This is a genomic window from Rhodococcus sp. 15-2388-1-1a (assembly GCF_002259145.1).
Lineage (GTDB): Bacteria > Actinomycetota > Actinomycetes > Mycobacteriales > Mycobacteriaceae > Rhodococcoides.
The window spans coordinates 492,298-509,294 of sequence record NZ_NPFP01000008.1 but is presented as its reverse complement, the minus strand read 5'-3'; the positions used below and the strand labels follow the sequence as shown (position 1 = coordinate 509,294).

The following is a 16,997-nucleotide window of genomic DNA, read 5'->3' as shown; positions in this document are numbered from 1 at the left end:
GGTCGATTCGACCTTTGCGACGGGTCATCGGCGCGCATCCCGAAATCAATTGTGGTGATTCACGCCATAGAAGTGCACAGTGGAGATGACGCACACACTTCGATGGAAGGACACTCACGTGTCGGACGATGCTCAGAGCGAACCCACAGTCGACGACGCCACCCTGGAGGAAGCGAAGAAGTCCGTCGAGGGCCTCGACGACCGGTATCGCCCCGGTGCCCGGCCCACCGTGGCCCTTCCGGGAACCAACGGCACCGTCGCCGGGACCGCCTTCGCGGACATGGTCGACGACAACGGTGAGATGGTGGACGCCGATGACCAGGACTCCACCGACTCCGACAGCCCTACTGACACGGATCACGCCGACACCCAGGAAAAGGTAACGTCCTCGAACGATGCCTGAACTCGATGGTCCCGACGCCCCCGCCGACATCGATCTCGGCGGGGGCGTCGCCTTTCTGCACACCCCCTCGATGCCGTCACGGGGCGGCCTCGCTCTCACGCACGGTGCGGGCGGCAACTGCGAGTCGCTTCTGCTGCAGCGCATGGCGTCGGTATGGACAGCAGCCGGCTTCACGGTGCTGCGTTTCGACCTTCCTTTCCGAGTACGCAAGCCCAAGGGGCCGCCGCACCCGTCCCGGTCGGCCGAGGACCGGCTGGGCATCGCCGCTGCCGTCGACCGCCTTCGCGCCGAGACCGGCGGATTCATCGCATTCGGTGGGCATTCCTACGGTGGCAGACAAGGGTCGATGATCGCGGCCGAGCAACCAGGTCTCGTCGACGGACTCGTTCTGACCTCCTATCCCCTGCACCCGCCGGGCAAGCCGGAGAAAGCTCGTACCCAGCACCTGCCCGAACTGCGAACACCGACGGTGATGGTGCACGGCACGAAGGATCCCTTCGGCACCACTGCCGAATCGATCGCTGCGCTCGCGCTCGTCCCGGCCCCCACACTGCTTGTCGACATCGAGGGTGCAGGCCACGACCTTGCTCCGATCAAGTACGACGCAGCCACGAAGACCCTTGCCGGTGCCTCCTCGTTGTTCGGTGGCCCGACGTCCGATTCGTCGGTTGTCGTCCCGCTCTTCGACCCGTCGCGCTGAAGTGGTCTACTAAGGCATGCCGACCTGGGGATGGTTCATCGTGGCGTTGGTCCTCGTCGACGCCGCAGTGCTGGCAGCGTGGCTGCTGGCCCGCAAGAAGCCCGGCACGTCCCCGGCGGGCTCGCACACCATCGGGCTCGTCGGTCTCGACGAGGGTGCCCGCGCAGATATTCATCGGCTGCTTGCCGCGAACAAGAAGATCCAGGCCATCAAGGTCTTTCGTCAACGGACAGGTGCCGGTCTCCTCGACGCGAAGAACGCGATCGAAAGCGTCCAACGCGGCGAGCCCTTTCCGTCCTCGGCCACCATCGTCGACGCCGCTCACTCCGGTCCGACACCCTGGGACGATCTGATCCCGCGATTGCAGTCACTGAAATCGGAGGGCAAAGCGATCTCGGCGATCAAGCTGCTTCGCGACCGAACCGGTCTGTCGTTGAGCGATGCCAAGAACGCGGTGGATCTGCTGTGACCGTGCGCGTGGCAGCACTCGCCGATGCACATCGCGTCGCCGAGGTGGCCGCGTCGACTTTTCCGCTCGCCTGCCCGCCGGGAACCCGGCCCGAGGACATCGAGCAGTTCATCTCCACCGTGTTGTCGGCCGAGCACTTCGAGAACTACATCGCCGACGCTGCCCGGACGGTCCTCGTCGACGAAACCGTCGATGCCGACGTCGTTGGCTATGCGATGCTCGTGTCGGGAACTCCTACGGACCCGGACATTCGCGCGACCCTCTCGCACCATCCGACCACGGAGATCAGCAAACTCTATGTGCGGCCGACCCAGCACGGCAGCGGAGCAGCAGGGCGATTGATGACGTCATCGCTCGCCCATGCACGTGACTCCGGTTGTGCGACAGCATGGTTGGGTGTCAATCAGCAGAACGTGCGGGCCCAGAAGTTCTACGCCAAACACGGCTTCGAGATCGTGGGCACCAAGACGTTCGTCGTCGGGGTCCAGACGCACGACGACTACGTCATGCAGGTGCGGCTGTGACGACAGCTCAGCCGACTGCAGCGAAACGGGACAACGCGAGCAGACGCGAGGTGGCGCGCAGGTACTTCTTGCGGTAGCCGCCGGCCAACATCTCCTCGGTGAAGATCTCGTCGAGCTTGCCGCCCGAGGCCGTCACCGGGATGCCCGCGTCGTACAGGCGGTCGGCGAGAACGACCAGGCGCAGGGCGATGGCCTGATCCGATGCCGGGTGCACGTTCTTCAAGAACACCGCAGGAATGCCGTCGAGCAACTTGCCGTAGCGCGAGGGGTGCAGAGTGCTCAGATGCGCCAGCAGCTCGTCGAAATCGTCCAAAGTTGCGCCCTCGACAGTATCGGCGCGGTCGATCAGCTCGGACTCGGACGTGGGCTCGGGAGCCGGGGGCAGATCGCGGTGGCGGTAGTCGGGGCCGTCGACGCGGATGGACTCGAAGATCGAACCGAGCTTCTTGATCTCCCGCATGAAGTCCTCGGCAGCGAAGCGACCCTCACCGAGCTGCCCGGGCAAGGTGTTCGAGGTCGCGACGATGGACACTCCGCGCTGCGAGAGCTCGGAGAGCAACCGCGAGACCAACATCGTGTCGCCGGGATCGTCCAGCTCGAACTCGTCGATGCACAACACGCTGTGGTTCGAGAGTTCTTCGAGTGCCTTGTTGAAGCCGAGGGCACCGACCACGTGGGTGAGCTCGACGAACGTGCCGAACGCCTTGGGCTCGGGAACGCTGTGGTAGATCGAGGCGAGCAAGTGGGTCTTGCCGACGCCGAAGCCACCGTCGAGGTACAGGCCTGCACCGATGGCCGGGGTCTTCTTGCCGAAGAGGCCGCGCTTGCCCTTGCCGCGGATCTTCTGCACCTTGTTCGCGAACTCCTCGGCCTTCGCGACCGCAGCAGCCTGCGTCGGCTCCTTGGGGTCGGGAATGTACGAGGCGAAACTGACGTCGTCGAACATCGCCGGCGGGACCATCTGCGCGATCAGCTGATCGGAGGGGACCACGGGATTTCGGTCGACAAGGCGTGCGGGCATTTGTCGAGCGTAACGACGTGGTCTGATCTCTCTCATGCAGCTTCTCCATATTGGGACCTACTTCACATCGGAGCAGGCAACCGAGTCCGTGCTCACCGTCGGATCGACACTCGACGACGATGCCGTCCGCGCCCTGCACGCGTACCCGGCCGACCTCGACCGACCGTGGATCCGCACGAACTTCGTCGCCAGCATCGACGGATCGGTCACCGCGAACGGTAAGTCGGCGGGCCTGGGAACCCCCGCGGATGCCCGACTGTTCGGCATTCTCCGAGAACTGTGCGACGCCGTCCTGGTCGGGGCCGGTACCGCGCGCGCCGAGAACTACGGCGGCGTCTCGCTGTCCGCCGAAGCAAAGGCACGGCGGGTGGCGGGCGGACTGGCACCGGTTCCGACGATCGTGGTGGTCACCGCCTCCGGGTCGATCGACGCAGATTCTCGATTGATCACCGACACCGACGTGCAGCCGGTGGTGCTGACCTCGGCGGCGGCGGACGGCTCGAAGGTGGCAGCGCTTCGTTCGGCGGGAGCGACGGTGCTCGAGGTCTCCGGCGAATCGGTGTCGACCGACGACATCGTTGCGACGCTGGGCGACCTCGGATTCCGTCGCATCCTGTGTGAGGGCGGACCAGGACTGTTCGGGCAACTCGTCTCCGACGGGGCGGCGGACGATCTGTGTCTGACGATCTCGCCGACGCTGGTCGCCGGAGAGGCGGGCCGTATCGCCCATGCATCCGACGCGTCCGACGCGCCCATGCACCGGGCACACGTCCTGGGAGATACGGACGGAACGCTGCTCACGCGCTGGGTGCGTCAGCGATGAGCAGCGCGCGGACCGCCGTCGATCGAAAAGTCGATAGCCTCGCACAGTGACGCAGAAACGAACGTTGCTCGCCGCGGTCCTCGTCCTCGCCACGATGTGCGCGGCCTGCGGTGCCGGCCCGTCGATCCGACCCGACGTCGCGGTGGAACAACGCTCCCCCGGTGCGCCCGCCGAGTCCTCGGCAGACGCGCCACCGGAACCGGTCGCACTCGCCGTTCCGGCCACCGATCTCGCCTGGGCCGACTGCACCGCAGCAACACTCGGGACCTTCGGGCTCACCTCCACCACCCCCGGCCTGACACTCGAATGCGCAGAATACGAAGCCGACGTGGATGCGAGTGGGCAGATGTTCGGCACCTTCGCCGTCGGGGCGCTGCGAGCGCGGCTCGACAGAACGCCAGCCGATGCAGGACCGCTGGTGTTCACGTCCGGTTCGGATCGGTCCTCGATTGCCACGTTGGCCACGATGGCCGCCGGTCCGCTCGCGACGCTGCTCGAGGCGCATCCCATCGTCGCGGTGGATCGACGCGGAATCGGCCGATCCACCGCTGTGGACTGCATCGACGACGTCACCGGACCCGCCGTCGACGCGCTGGGGCAGTTCACCAGATCCGATGCCGACACGGTCGACCGCGCTGTCGACGCCGGTCGTGACGCCACGATCGAGTGCACCGACACGTTGCAACCGCAGGAGCTCGCGTTCGGAACCACCTACGCGGCTGACGATCTGGACCGTCTGCGGCAACTGTGGGGTGTGGAACAGATCGGCCTGATCGGATCGGGCAACGGCGCGCTCACCGCGCTGGCGTACGCGGCGAAGTTCCCGGCCAACATCTCGCGCTTGATCCTCGATTCGCCGACCGGTGTCGGCACCGATCAGATCACGTTGGCCGAGCAGCGCACGCAGGGCAAGGAAGCGGCCTTCAGAGCGTTCGCGCAGCGATGCGTCGCGCTGAACTGCTCCCTCGGCAGCGATCCGACGGCCGCCGTCGCCGAGCTGCTCCGACGCGCCGCCGGCGGCGAGTTCTCACCGCTGTCCACCCACGAGATTCTCGACGGCATCACCTTCGCCCTGGCATCGACAGCAGGCGACGCCTCGTCTCGGGCCACGGGGCTCTCCACAGCCCTGTCCTCGGCTGCCGATTCCGACACCACCGCGCTGGCGGCCCTCGCCGAACGCGGCCGAAACGCCTACAGCACCGACGGTCAGTTCGTGTCTCGGTGCACGGACGGGCAGCAGTGGCCGTCGCCGCAGGGCGTTCGCGACCTGTCGTCGCAGTGGAACGACCGCTACCCGATCTACGGCACCGACGCCGCTCTGACGGCGCTGCTGTGCTCGTCGTGGCCGACGGCTCCGTCCACACCGCTGCCCACTTCGCTGGAGGTTCCGGTGTTGGTCCTGTCCAATGCAGGCGATCCGATCGTGGGCAACGGCGGTCTGTCCTCGGTCACGGGGTTGGTCGGGGCGACCGGTGCAGGAGTCGCGTCGGCCGCGTGGCAGGGCAGCGGGCATCCGAGCCTCGGCGGATCGCAGTGTCTGCAGAGCGCTGCGGTGAACTACGCACGCGACAGCGCACTTCCGATCGACGGCACCGTCTGCCCCGCCTGAGTCGGCCACCCATCGCGGGGTGTCCTTCGCCGGTGCGGTCCCCGCCTCGGGTACCGTTCCCGGGTGTCACTTAGCTTTCTGGAGCCGCGGTCAGGGCGGACGACCGCCGAGGTAATCAAGTACGCCCTGTGGCCGATCGCCATCATGACCGTCATCCAGCGGGTGGTGATCAAGGCGGTCAACGGAGACATCACCAACGATTTCAACCCGGTGTACAGCGCCGCCCTGGCATTCCTCAACCGCCAGCCGGTGTACACGGCGAATTTCGACTCGGTCGATCCGCACTACCTGTATCAGCCGAGCGCGACGATGCTGCTCTCCCCCATTGCCGTCATCGATCCCGAGCGATCCCGCTGGCTGTTCATCATCGCCAGCACGATCGCGATATTGCTGGCGCTGTACATCCTGTTGCGCATCTTCGGATTCCGCCTCGATTCGGTTGCAGCCCCCGCACTCCTGCTGGCCGCCTTCGTCAGCGAAACGGTGACCAACACCTTGGTGTTCACCAACTTCAACGGCTTCGTGCTTCTCGGAGAGGTCGCCTTCCTCGGATTCCTCCTCCAGCGCAAAGACCTGTCGGCCGGCGTTGCCATGGGTCTGACTCTGGCGATCAAGCCCATGCTTGCGCCGCTGCTGCTGCTTCCCCTGATGACGCGTCAGTGGAAGGTGTTCATCACCTCGATCGCGATCCCCGTGGTCATGATGGCCATCGCCTGGCCGCTGTCGGTGGACCCGATGAACTTCATCGACAGGACGCTGCCGTATCTGCTGCAGACTCGCGACTACTTCAACAGTGCTGTCGTGGGTAACGGGCGCTACTACGGTGTTCCCGAACTGCTCACTCTCGGCATCCGCGCGGTCCTGGGAATCATGGTTCTGATCTCGCTGTGGCTGCTCTACCGGTACTGCCGCGAGGACCGACTGTTCTTCTTCGCGACCACCTCGGGCTTGATCCTCACCGCGCATTGGCTGTTGGGCTCGCTCGGCCAGATGTACTACTCGATGATGCTGTTCCCGCTGCTCATGACCGTCGTGTTGAAGAATTCGCTGCTGCGAAACTGGCCTGCCTGGCTCGCGATCTACGGGTTCATGAACTACGACCGATGGCTCTCGGGGCGATGGATCGAAACCGGGCGCGCGCTGGACTATCTCCGCACCACTTTCGGCTGGGCCCTGCTGATCGTCGTCATCTTCGGCGTGCTCGTCGGACGCTGGTTCGCCGCCCGAAGCGAAGGGCGACTCGACGACGGAATCGAACCGAGCTACCTGTTGCCGAGCGCTCCACCAGCGAAAACGGCATAGCCCGGCAAATCGTATTAGCGTGTAAGCATGAGTTCAGCTACCGACAAAAACTCCGCCCCGGCCGTCCAGCTCACCGACGCGCAGTGGCGCGAGAAGCTGACCCCCGAGGAATACGCGGTGCTCCGCCAGGCAGGCACCGAACGTCCCGGCGTAGGCGAATACACCGATACCACCACCGAAGGCATCTACGAATGCCGCGCCTGCGGAGCAGAACTGTTCCGCAGCACCGAAAAGTTCGAATCGCATTGCGGCTGGCCGTCCTTCTTCGACCCGGCCGACAGCGACGCCGTCATCCTGAAGGAAGACACCACACTGGGAATGCGCCGCGTCGAGGTCGTCTGCCGGACCTGCCACAGCCACCTCGGGCACGTCTTCGAGGGCGAGGGCTACCCCACCCCGACCGATCAGCGGTACTGCATCAACTCGATCTCGTTGACACTGAAGCCTGCATCCTGATCGACCAGGAAATCCCGGAGATCGCCGCGCAGTAGCGCGCGTCATGAGCTGCAGATCCGTCGAAACAGAGCCCAAAACTCGGTAGATTTACCTTTGATTACCTATGCATAAGGTAAATTTACGGTCATGGCCACGTCGATCAAAACTTTCTGGTGGCGTCAGGTAAAACTCACCGGCGTCAAACCCAATTTCGGCGACGAATTGACGCCCGGACTGGTGAGATCACTGTTCGGGCTGAAGTGTTCCTGGCGTCGTGCGAAGCGGAGCGACATGATCGGGGCGGGTTCCACCCTCGAAATGGTCCAGCTCATGGAGGCACGGAAGAGCCTGAAGGTCTGGGGTTCAGGATTCATGCTCAGCGACACTGCCCACGAAAAAGACTTCAGCTACCCCGACTTCGATTTCTATGCTGTGCGCGGACATCTGTCGCTGAGTCGTATCGAGTCCGACCGCGAGGTCGCGGTCGGGGACCCCGGGCTCTTGGCGAACAGGGTCTACTCACGCTCTCCGCGCGTACCCGGTCGAATCGGCCTTGTCTACCACTGGGTGCACAAGAAAGATCCCGTAGTGCAAGCGCTCGCGCGAGAGAAGAACGTGACGTTGATCGACCCGTCCAGACATCCCGCTGCTGTCATCGCGGACATCACTGCATGTGAGTTCGTGATGTCGACGAGTCTGCACGGCTTGATCGTCGCAGACTCGTACGGAGTCCCCAATGCGTGGATAAAGCTGACGCAGGACATCGGCGGCAACGGATACAAATTCGACGACTACTACTCCGCTTTCGACCGACAAGCACTCCAGCATTCGTCGGACCTTGCGCGGGATCACGAGAAAATCGCGCAACTTCGGAAGGACTATCGCCCGATTCCGAATCTGACGGAAATCCAAGACGATCTGATTGCCGCTTTTCCGTTCACTCCGCGCTGCGCGGCCTGAATTCCGCAGGCCGAGAACAGAGCCGAACTTCGTTCGCCCACTCGTTCGCCCTCGAGCGTCCTGCTGCGAAAGTGCATACTGTGAGCATGCGCACTTTCACCTCACCAGAGCAGATCAAAGCGGCCGTCGGCGAAGACCTCGGCACCAGTGACTGGCTGCAGATCACCCAAGAACGGGTGAACACCTTCGCCGACGCCACCGGCGATCATCAGTGGATCCACGTCGACGTCGAGCGGGCGAAGAAGGAAAGCCCGTTCGGCGCACCCATCGCCCACGGATTTCTGAGCCTGTCCCTGGTGTCGATGCTCAACTGGCAGATCTACACCATCGAGAACACCAAGCTCGGAATCAACTACGGCTCCAACAAGGTTCGCTTCATCAACCCGGTGAAGGTCGGTGCCCACGTGCGCCTGCAGACCACCCTCGTCTCCGTCGAAGAGGTATCCGGCGGGGCACTGCAGATGGTGACGGCGGGAACGTTGCAGATCGAGGGCGAGGACAAGCCGGCGCTGGTCGCCGAAATCATCTCTCGCGTCGTGTTCTGACCTCGGATCGAACAGGTGGATCGAACGCTGTGATCGGCGGCAACGGCTCGTCGTAGCGTTCGATCTCCACCAACACGTGCTGGCCGGTGCAGCCGCGCGCAAGCGCCGACGAGCCCTCGTCCGCGGTGAGCACATTCACGCTGCCGTGTACGCACATCGAATCGGGATCCGCCGGATCGAGCGGGTCGTACCAGGCTCCGGTGGACAACTGCACGACCGATTCCAGCATCGCGTCGTCGAGAACCACACCGGCCAGACACGAACCGCGGTCGTTGAACACCCGTACGATGTCGCCGTCCGACACTCCCCTGACCCCGGCCGCCGACGGGTGCATTCGTATCGGCTCGCGGCCCTGAACCTTCGAGTTACGGCTCACCGCACCGTGATCGAGCTGACTGTGCAGCCTGGTGCGTGGCTGATTGGCGATCAGGTGCAACGGGAACTGCTGCGCTCGCGGTCCACCGAGCCATTCCTGCGGCTCGAACCACATCGGATGCCCACGGCAGTCCTCGTAGTCGAACCCCGCCACCGTCGACGAGAAGATTTCGATCTTGCCGCTCGGGGTGCGCAGCGCGTTGCCCACCGGGTCGCGTCGAAAGTCCTCGAAGAACGTCAGATCGTCCTCGGTCTTCATCCGAAACGAGCCCGCACGCACGAAATCGTCGTATTCGGGAGTATCGACGCCCCCGGCGCGTAGATATCCGCGCCACTGCTCGTACAGGTGCTCGACCCACTGCTGCGAGCTACGCCCCTCGGTGAACTGCTCGCCCACACCGAGTTTAGTCGCCAGCTCGGCGAACGTGTCGTAGTCGTCGCGGGAATCGGCGAACCGCGCGGCGGCCGGGGCCATCGCGACGAGCAAGGGATCGTTGCGCGTGCAGCTCAGATCCGACCTCTCCAACGATGTGGTCGACGGGACGACGATGTCGGCGTGCTTGGCCATCGGTGTCCAGTACGGGTCGTGCACCACGACGGTGTCGGTTCTCCCGAGAGCGCGACGTAGCCGCCCCAGATCCTGGTGGTGGTGGAAAGGGTTTCCGCCGGCCCAGTAGACGATCTTGATATCGGGATAGGTCAATCGTCTACCGTCGTAGTCGAATTCACCACCGGGATTCAGAAGCATGTCCGAGACAGCAGCGACCGGAATCAGATCGGGAACGGGATTGATTCCCTGGGGCAGAGTCGGCAACGGATACGGCACCGGGGCCAGGCCCGGCTCGTTCATCGACCCGTAACCGTGCCCGAATCCGCCACCAGGATCGCCGATCCCACCGAGCATCGACGCCAACGTGACGCCCATCCACGGAGCCTGCTCGCCGTGTCGCGTCCGCTGCAGTGACCAGGTGACCGTCACCATCGTGCGTTTCGACGCCATCTCCCGGGCCAGATCCGCGATCTCCGCGGCCTCGATGCCGCAGATCGCCGAGGCCCACTGCGGGGTCTTGGGTGTGCCGTCCGTGATGCCGAGCAGATATCGCTCGAACTCCGGATAGCCCTGGCAGTATGTGTCGAGAAATGCTGTGTCGTGCAGCTTTTCGTCGGCGAGCACGTATGCGAGCGCCAGCATCATCGCGACGTCGGTACCGGGCCGCGGAGCGATCCAGCGCGAGTCGCCGTTCATGTCGCTGCGAAGCGGACTCACGGTGACGATCTGCCCACCGCGGGCGCGCATCGCGTCGAGCGAATCGACGGTGGGGTGGTCCGACGTACCGCCGTGATTGATGCCGGTGTTCTTCACCGGAACTCCGCCGAACGCCACCAACAATTCGGTGTGTGCGGCGATCACGTTCCAGGAGGTGGAGCGCGAGAACATCTTCCAATGCGCACCGAGGACGTGCGGCATGATGACGCCGGTCGCACCCAGTGAGTAGCTGTGCACCGATCGCGTGTAACCGCCGATGCAGTTGAGAAAGCGATGCACCTGACTCTGCGCGTGATGGAAGCGTCCGGCACTCGCCCACCCGTACGACCCGCCGTACACGGCGTTGTTGCCGAATGTGTCGATCACTCTGCGTAGTTCGTTGGACAGCAGGTCGGTCAACTCGTCCCACGAGACCTCGACGAACTCGTCGCTGCCACGCTTGTCGGTCGGCCCCGGCCCGTGCTCGAGCCAGCCCTTGCGCACCGCCGGTGCGGTGACGCGGGATCGATGGGTCACCGACCCGACGAGGTTGCCCAACACCGGGGAGGGATTGCTGTCCGTCACCTGGGGATGAATCGCGGTGACATCGTGCCCGTCCGACTCGGCACGAAACATGCCCCAGTGGCCCATGTGTTGAACGCCGGCCACCCCGGTCATCGAATTCCGAACTCGCGCAGCGCCTTCAGTAGAGCATCGGGGCGCTGCGACGTCGGCACCGGATCGACGAGAGCGAAGCGACACCCGATCTCTCGAGCGGCACCGTCGGCCTCGTCGCTGTCGCCCACCATCAGCGTCACCGCGGGGTCGACGCCCAACGCCGCTACCGCGTGCCGGAAGATCTCGGGCTGCGGCTTGACGTGACCGACCTCGAACGAGAGTACGAATTCGTCGACGAACCTGTCGATACCGCGATCGACGAACGCGGGACGGATGTCGAATGCGATGTTGCTCAGGACCCCGATCCGAATCGATTCGGCAGCAAGCTTTTTGAGCACCGCTTCGGTATCCGGGTACGGCGTCCAGGAATCCGCATCGATCACGCGACCGTAGACGGATTCTGCGTGCGCCGGATCGGTGACACCGGACTGCGCGAGCACATGCAGATAGGCCTGCCGGTGCAGCGCCGGATCGAGATCTCGGTTCCGCCAAGCATGACGCGTCGCGTCGTCGAACTCGACCGTCTCCCCCACCGGTGCCGTCATGCGTCGCATCAGTTCCGCGGCTCCCGCACCGTCGACGGGGGTGCCATCGGCATCGTGAATCCCGTCGAACCAGGAGGGGTGCTCCTCGAGCCTGAACAGCGTGCCCGAGAAGTCGAACAGGACGGCCTCGATCGCGGGTGTGCCCGTCGTCGTCACGGCAGAGATTCGACGAGCGCGTCCACCTCGACCCGAGGGCCGGTGAAGAACGGGGTCTCCTCGCGCACGTGACGCCTCGCCTCGGTGGCCCGCAGGTCACGCATCAGGTCCACGATGCGATCGAGTTCGGGAGCCTCGAAGGCGAGGATCCACTCGTAGTCGCCGAGTGCGAACGAGGGCACGGTGTTCGCGCGCACGTCCTTGTAGTCGCGTGCGGCCTTGCCGTGGTCGGCGAGCATCGTGCGACGCTCGTCGTCGGGTAGCAGGTACCAATCGATCGAGCGGACGAACGGGTAGACGCAGATGTACGCGCCCGGATCCTCACCTGCGATGAACGCCGGGACGTGGCTCTTGTTGAACTCGGCCGGGCGGTGCAGCGCGGTGTTGCTCCACACCGGAGTACTCGCCCTGCCCAGCGCGGTGGTGCGGCGGAAATCGGAGTACGTGGCCTGGAGATCCTCGATGCGCTCGGCGTGCGTCCACACCATGAAGTCGGCGTCGGCGCGCATACCGGCGATGTCGTAGACCCCTCGCACTGCGACGCCCTTGTCTTCACGACCTTCGAAGAACACCTTCGCTTCCTTGGCAGCCGCGGCCCGATCCTCGCCGAGAACGCCGGGCGTGACCTTGTAGACCGAGAACATCAAGTAGCGAAGAGTCGAGTTGAGCGCTGAGTAATCGAGGCGTGCCATGGCCCTATCGTGCCACTTCGATCAGACGGGCGGCAGCGGTGGTGGCGGACGCAATACACGCGGGCACTCCGACGCCGCGCTGCCAGGCCCCGGTGACCTCGAGGCCGGGTAGGTCGGCCACTCCGGCCTCGATGGCGGCGACGCGATCGAGGTGCCCCGGGGCGTACTGCGGCAGACCTCCCGGCCAGCGCTGCAGGGTCGCGGCGAGCGGCTGCGCATCGATGTTCGCCACCGCCGCGAGGTCCGCGCGTGCCGTCTCGATCGACTCCGCGTCGGATCGGTCCGATGCCGTGGTGTCACCGAAGCGGCCGAGCGAGGCCCGTAGCAGTACCGCGTCACGCTCCTCCAGGTGCGGCCACTTACGACTCGACAACGTGAATGCCTTGACGTCCAGGCCCGCGTCCGTGGCCACCAGGATTCCCGAGTTCTGCGGCAGTTCGGTGGTCTTGGGGAACGCGAGCGCGACGACGACCGAGGACGCGAGTTCGATATCCCGCGCGGCCTGCGCCGCCGCGGGTGCCACCTCGGCGATGAGTCGACCGAGAATCGGCGCGGGGACCGCCAGTACCACGCCGTCGACGAGTCCGACGCCCTCGACGAACCACCCGCCGGCGTCGCGGCGAATCTCACCGACGCCTGCTCCGACGACCGTGTGGGCATCGGTCGCAGCGACGAGAGCATCGAGCAGCACCGCATAACCGTCGCTCAGTCCGCCGAAGACCGGTCCCGGCGACGGAGTGGGCAGTGCTGCCAGCACTGCCTCGGTCAGGTTCGCCGCTCCGCCGTCCAACGCGGCAGCCAACGTGGGCAGAGCCGCACGGACGCCGATGGAGCTCGCCGAGCCGGAATACACGCCGCCGAGCAGCGGGTCCACCGAACGGCTCACGACCTGGGAGCCGAACCTGGTGCCCACGAGATCGGCCACACTCACGTCCGAACCCGCGGTCCAGGCGAAGGGCCGCGCGGTCTCGGTCTCGATGAGGCGCAGGTCTTCACCGTCCACCAGATCCCGTACCGAATCGGCCGAGGACGGTATCCCCATCAAGGTGCCGAGCGGGAGGGGATGCGTCCGACCGCCGGAGTAGACCAGTGGACGCGCCGACGAGGGGTGCACCAGCTGATCCGACAGGCCGAGTTCGGCGAGCAGAGCCGGCACTTCCGGACGACGACCGATGAAGGCCTCCGCACCGACGTCCAACGAGTCCGTTCCGACTGCCGTGGTGCGCAGCGTGCCACCGATGCGCGACGAGGCCTCGACGAGAGTGATCTCAGCATCCGGTCCGCAGGACTGTCGGAGGCGATACGCCGCGACGAGGCCGGAGATTCCGCCGCCGACCACGGCGTACCGCCGCACCGTCACAACGAATGCACCAGCGACACCACGCGGGTCAGAATCTCGGGATCGGTATCGGGGAGCACTCCGTGTCCGAGGTTGAACACATGTCCGCGCGCACCGGCCGCCACCGCGCGGTCCGCTTCGGCGGCGATACGGCGAACTTCGGCCTCGACGGCATCCCAGCCGGCGAACAGCACCGCGGGATCGAGATTTCCTTGCAGCACCTTGCCGCCGCCGACCCGGTGCACGGCGTCGTCGAGCGGAATACGCCAGTCGACACCGACCACGTCGGCACCGGCCTCACCCATCGCCCCGAGCAGTTCTCCGGTTCCGACACCGAAATGGATCTTGGGTACACCGGCCGAGGACACGGCGTCGAACACTCGCGTCGAGTGCGGCAGCACGTACTCGCGGTAGTCGGCGAGGGACAGCGCACCCGCCCAGGAGTCGAACACCTGCACTGCGTCGACGCCTGCGGCGAGCTGAGCCTGCAGGAAGGTGATCGTCGTGGTGGCCAGTGCGTCGAGCAGGGCATGCCAGGTCGCCGGATCGGACCGCATGAGCGCCTTGGTCTTCTCGTGATTGCGGCTCGGGCCACCCTCGACCAGATACGACGCGAGGGTGAACGGTGCGCCAGCGAAACCGATGAGCGGCGTACCGGCCAGTTCACGGGTGAGGATCCGCACCGCATCGGCCACCGGCTCCACCTGATCGGCGGTCAGGATCGGCAGTGCGGCGACATCGGCAGCCGACCGCACCGGCTGCGCGACGACCGGTCCGGTACCTGCGACGATGTCGAGATCGATACCGGCGGCCTTGAGCGGAACGACGATGTCCGAGAACAGGATTGCCGCGTCCACGTCGTGCCGACGAACAGGCTGGAGGGTGATCTCGGCCACGAGGTCGGGCCGGAAGCAGGAATCCAACATGCCGATGCCGGCGCGAATCTTGCGGTACTCCGGCAGCGACCTACCGGCCTGGCGCATGAACCACACCGGCCGACGCGAGGGAGCTCTACCTGCGATCGCGGCCAGGAACGGCGCGTCCGGGAGTTCTCGACGGGCGGGGGCTGTGGCGTGCGGTTCGGCGTTCATCGCCTTCCATGCTGCCACGCGGGAGAAAAGCTCCTGCCACCAAGGGCGACACACCCACTTCGGTTCCATCACGGCTCGGCGCGCCTCCGCCTGAGCGCAACGTGACGCGTCTAACGTCCGGTGACGTGACCGAATCCCAATCCACCGCCGAACCTGCGCCGTTCCGCGCCGCCATCGACGCGATGCATCGGGCTCAGGTACACCCGGCGATCGAAATCGGTCCGATCCGGCCGCCGCAGCGTCTCGCCCCCTACAGCTATGCGATCGGGGCCGAGGTCAAGCATCCCGATTCCGACCAGGTCGACGAACAGAGTGACGGCGACGCCTTCGGCCGCCTGATCCTGCTGTACGACCCCGACGGTGCCGAGGCATGGAACGGCACCCTTCGACTGGTCGCGTACATCCAGGCGGACGTCGACGAATCCCTCGCCGACGATCCCCTGCTCCCCGAGGTCGGGTGGAGTTGGCTGGTCGACGCGCTGGAGTCACGGTCAGAGCCGCTCAACGCACTCGGCGGCACTGTCACCTCGACCAGTTCGGTGCGCTACGGCGACATCGCCGGGCCGCCCAAGGCCCACCAGCTCGAACTGCGCGCCTCGTGGACGGCCACGTCCGAGGACCTCTCGACGCACGTCGAAGCGTTCTGTGAGGTGCTCGCCTACGCGGCCGGTTTGCCTCCCGCGGGCATCACCACCCTCGGTCAGCGCAGTTCCAGCCGGACATAGTGGGCGGCCCTTCCACCCGTAGGGCTTAGAGTCACTGTCCATGTCAGCCGAGAGTTCCCCCGACACCACGTCGGACGACGCCCCGTCGGACGCGCCGGTCAACGAGCCGGTCGCCGTTCCGTTGCTCGCCCCGGCTGACGGTGTACCCGATGTCGTCGACACACCGGATGCCGTTCTCGTGGCCGCGAAGCTCCTCGCGGCAGGTCACGGGCCTCTCGCAGTCGACGCCGAACGCGCGTCGGGCTTTCGGTACTCCCAGCGTGCCTACCTTCTGCAGTTCCGTCGGCGTGGCGCAGGGACCGTTCTGCTCGATCCGATCCCCGTCACCGGCGACCTCGCTCCACTCGCCGAGGTGATCAACCCGCTCGAATGGGTGTTGCACTCCGCCGATCAGGACCTACCCGGGCTCGCCGAACTCGGCCTGGTACCCGCGACGCTCTACGACACCGAACTCGCAGGCCGCCTCGCCGGATTCGACCGAGTGGGGCTCGGCGCCATTGTCGAACGCACTCTCGGCCTTGCCCTGCAGAAGGGCCACGGAGCTGCCGACTGGTCCACCCGGCCACTACCCGACACCTGGCTCAACTACGCCGCACTCGACGTCGAAGTTCTGCTCGAACTGCGTGACGCAATGGCCGCGGAGCTCGAACAGCAGGGTAAAACGGACTGGGCAGCACAGGAATTCGCCCACATCCTCACTCTCGGACCGCCCAAACCCAAGACCGACAGATGGCGTCGGACATCGGGGATCCATGCGATCAAATCTCCCCGCACCCTCGCTGCCGTCCGCGAATTGTGGGCCACCCGAGACGAATTGGCGGCCAAGCGTGATGTGGCACCGAGCCGGGTGTTGCCCGACTCGGCGATCGTCGCAGCCGCAACGGCGGACCCGAAGTCCTCGCGGGAGCTCGAGCAACTGCCGGTCTTCGGCGGTCCGCGTCAGCGCAGATCGTCCCGACTGTGGGCCTCCGCCCTGACCCGTGCGCGAGCGCTTCCGACGTCCGAACTGCCCTCGATGGCAGCGTCTTTCGACGGTCCGCCCCCGGTCAATCGGTGGGCTCGACGCGATCCCGATGCAGCTGCGCGACTCGCCGACGTCAGGGCCGCGATGACCGAGCTCAGCGAATCGGTTGCAGTGCCGGTCGAGAATCTGTTGATGCCGGATCTGCTGCGCCGCCTGGTGTGGGATTGGCAGAATCCGGCCGATCCCGACGTCGACCCGGCCGAGCTGATCGAGGCCCGACTGGCCGACGGCGGGGCCCGACCCTGGCAGCGGACACTGGTGGTGCCGGTACTGACGAAGGCACTGCACCCTTCCCAAGTTACCGACGGGTAATACCCGCTACAGTAGGGGTCGCG

The 16,997-nt window shown here is 65.6% G+C and carries 18 protein-coding genes; 12 read left to right on the top strand and 6 right to left on the bottom strand.

Annotated elements, in window-relative coordinates; all coding sequences use genetic code 11:
- Positions 1-118 precede the first annotated feature (118 nt).
- The 4 genes from CH302_RS06920 to CH302_RS06905 are packed head-to-tail and all read left to right on the top strand — an operon-like array spanning position 119 to position 2,096.
- The gene (locus CH302_RS06920; RefSeq protein ID WP_230596216.1) at positions 119-403 is read left to right on the top strand and encodes a hypothetical protein; all 285 of its coding nucleotides are present in this window, start codon (positions 119-121) and stop codon (positions 401-403) included.
- Positions 396-1,103: an alpha/beta hydrolase family protein gene (locus CH302_RS06915; protein WP_037189439.1), complete on the top strand. Its 708-nt coding sequence runs from the start codon at positions 396-398 to the stop codon at positions 1,101-1,103. The genes CH302_RS06920 and CH302_RS06915 overlap by 8 nt, the downstream gene beginning before the upstream one ends.
- A gap of 16 nt (positions 1,104-1,119) precedes the next feature.
- Positions 1,120-1,572, top strand: coding sequence for a hypothetical protein (locus CH302_RS29555; RefSeq protein ID WP_052047498.1), 453 nt, complete (start codon positions 1,120-1,122; stop codon positions 1,570-1,572).
- Positions 1,569-2,096 (top strand): GNAT family N-acetyltransferase, encoded by a 528-nt coding sequence (locus CH302_RS06905; RefSeq protein ID WP_037189440.1) that lies wholly within the window; start codon positions 1,569-1,571, stop codon positions 2,094-2,096. The genes CH302_RS29555 and CH302_RS06905 overlap by 4 nt, the downstream gene beginning before the upstream one ends.
- A gap of 7 nt (positions 2,097-2,103) precedes the next feature.
- On the opposite strand, the gene zapE is transcribed toward CH302_RS06905, so the two are convergent.
- Entirely contained in the window at positions 2,104-3,117 is a 1,014-nt protein-coding gene (zapE, locus tag CH302_RS06900) for a cell division protein ZapE (RefSeq protein WP_037189441.1), read from the bottom strand.
- 34 nt (positions 3,118-3,151) lie between these two features.
- Between zapE and CH302_RS06895 the strand changes: the two genes are divergently transcribed.
- The 6 genes from CH302_RS06895 to CH302_RS06870 all read left to right on the top strand — a co-directional run bounded on the left by CH302_RS06895 (position 3,152) and on the right by CH302_RS06870 (position 8,791).
- A complete protein-coding gene (locus tag CH302_RS06895) occupies positions 3,152-3,940 on the top strand; it encodes a pyrimidine reductase family protein (RefSeq protein WP_037189443.1) in 789 nt (262 codons plus the stop codon).
- A 46-nt stretch (positions 3,941-3,986) separates the two neighbouring features.
- Positions 3,987-5,549 carry an alpha/beta hydrolase gene (locus tag CH302_RS06890; RefSeq protein WP_037189444.1) on the top strand — a complete coding sequence of 521 codons (1,563 nt, stop codon included), beginning with the start codon at positions 3,987-3,989 and terminating at the stop codon, positions 5,547-5,549.
- Between the two features lie 63 nt (positions 5,550-5,612).
- Positions 5,613-6,851, top strand: coding sequence for a glycosyltransferase family 87 protein (locus CH302_RS06885; protein ID WP_037189446.1), 1,239 nt, complete (start codon positions 5,613-5,615; stop codon positions 6,849-6,851).
- 27 nt (positions 6,852-6,878) lie between these two features.
- Positions 6,879-7,307 (top strand): peptide-methionine (R)-S-oxide reductase MsrB, encoded by a 429-nt coding sequence (gene msrB, locus CH302_RS06880; protein WP_037189448.1) that lies wholly within the window; start codon positions 6,879-6,881, stop codon positions 7,305-7,307.
- Between the two features lie 126 nt (positions 7,308-7,433).
- Positions 7,434-8,246, top strand: a complete 813-nt coding sequence (locus CH302_RS06875) for a polysaccharide pyruvyl transferase family protein (protein WP_052047499.1) — start codon at positions 7,434-7,436, stop codon at positions 8,244-8,246.
- A gap of 86 nt (positions 8,247-8,332) precedes the next feature.
- On the top strand, positions 8,333-8,791 hold the full coding sequence (locus tag CH302_RS06870) for a MaoC family dehydratase (RefSeq protein WP_045195371.1): 459 nt from the start codon (positions 8,333-8,335) through the stop codon (positions 8,789-8,791).
- On the opposite strand, the gene CH302_RS06865 is transcribed toward CH302_RS06870, so the two are convergent.
- Genes CH302_RS06865 through hemE form a run of 5 tightly spaced genes read right to left on the bottom strand, consistent with a single transcriptional unit; the run spans position 8,769 to position 14,913 of the window.
- Positions 8,769-11,090: a molybdopterin-dependent oxidoreductase gene (locus tag CH302_RS06865; protein WP_176460655.1), complete on the bottom strand. Its 2,322-nt coding sequence runs from the start codon at positions 11,088-11,090 to the stop codon at positions 8,769-8,771. The two genes, CH302_RS06870 and CH302_RS06865, sit on opposite strands and share 23 nt — an antisense overlap.
- Positions 11,087-11,791, bottom strand: a complete 705-nt coding sequence (locus CH302_RS06860; protein ID WP_037189450.1) for an HAD family hydrolase — start codon at positions 11,789-11,791, stop codon at positions 11,087-11,089. Before CH302_RS06860 ends, CH302_RS06865 begins: the two co-directional genes overlap by 4 nt.
- A complete protein-coding gene (hemQ, locus tag CH302_RS06855; RefSeq protein ID WP_037189451.1) occupies positions 11,788-12,483 on the bottom strand; it encodes a hydrogen peroxide-dependent heme synthase in 696 nt (231 codons plus the stop codon). The genes CH302_RS06860 and hemQ overlap by 4 nt, the downstream gene beginning before the upstream one ends.
- Positions 12,484-12,487: 4 nt before the next feature.
- The gene (locus CH302_RS06850; protein WP_037189452.1) at positions 12,488-13,843 is read right to left on the bottom strand and encodes a protoporphyrinogen oxidase; all 1,356 of its coding nucleotides are present in this window, start codon (positions 13,841-13,843) and stop codon (positions 12,488-12,490) included.
- Positions 13,840-14,913: a uroporphyrinogen decarboxylase gene (hemE, locus tag CH302_RS06845; RefSeq protein WP_037190079.1), complete on the bottom strand. Its 1,074-nt coding sequence runs from the start codon at positions 14,911-14,913 to the stop codon at positions 13,840-13,842. The genes CH302_RS06850 and hemE overlap by 4 nt, the downstream gene beginning before the upstream one ends.
- 125 nt (positions 14,914-15,038) lie before the next feature.
- On the opposite strand from hemE, the gene CH302_RS06840 reads away from it, so the two are divergent.
- Both CH302_RS06840 and CH302_RS06835 read left to right on the top strand, forming a co-directional pair.
- Positions 15,039-15,638: a DUF3000 domain-containing protein gene (locus CH302_RS06840; protein WP_037189453.1), complete on the top strand. Its 600-nt coding sequence runs from the start codon at positions 15,039-15,041 to the stop codon at positions 15,636-15,638.
- Positions 15,639-15,678: 40 nt separating this feature from the next.
- Positions 15,679-16,974, top strand: coding sequence for an HRDC domain-containing protein (locus tag CH302_RS06835; RefSeq protein WP_037189454.1), 1,296 nt, complete (start codon positions 15,679-15,681; stop codon positions 16,972-16,974).
- Positions 16,975-16,997: the final 23 nt, after the last annotated feature.

Coding starts and splice junctions, on each gene's coding strand:
- CH302_RS06875 (WP_052047499.1), top strand. CDS start 7,434: ATGGCCACGTCGATCAAAACTTTCTGGTGGCGTCAGGTAAAACTCACC.
- CH302_RS06895 (WP_037189443.1), top strand. CDS start 3,152: ATGCAGCTTCTCCATATTGGGACCTACTTCACATCGGAGCAGGCAACC.
- CH302_RS06870 (WP_045195371.1), top strand. CDS start 8,333: ATGCGCACTTTCACCTCACCAGAGCAGATCAAAGCGGCCGTCGGCGAA.
- hemE (WP_037190079.1), bottom strand. CDS start 14,913: ATGAACGCCGAACCGCACGCCACAGCCCCCGCCCGTCGAGAACTCCCG.
- zapE (WP_037189441.1), bottom strand. CDS start 3,117: ATGCCCGCACGCCTTGTCGACCGAAATCCCGTGGTCCCCTCCGATCAG.
- CH302_RS06865 (WP_176460655.1), bottom strand. CDS start 11,090: ATGACCGGGGTGGCCGGCGTTCAACACATGGGCCACTGGGGCATGTTT.
- hemQ (WP_037189451.1), bottom strand. CDS start 12,483: ATGGCACGCCTCGATTACTCAGCGCTCAACTCGACTCTTCGCTACTTG.
- msrB (WP_037189448.1), top strand. CDS start 6,879: ATGAGTTCAGCTACCGACAAAAACTCCGCCCCGGCCGTCCAGCTCACC.
- CH302_RS06835 (WP_037189454.1), top strand. CDS start 15,679: ATGTCAGCCGAGAGTTCCCCCGACACCACGTCGGACGACGCCCCGTCG.
- CH302_RS29555 (WP_052047498.1), top strand. CDS start 1,120: ATGCCGACCTGGGGATGGTTCATCGTGGCGTTGGTCCTCGTCGACGCC.
- CH302_RS06915 (WP_037189439.1), top strand. CDS start 396: ATGCCTGAACTCGATGGTCCCGACGCCCCCGCCGACATCGATCTCGGC.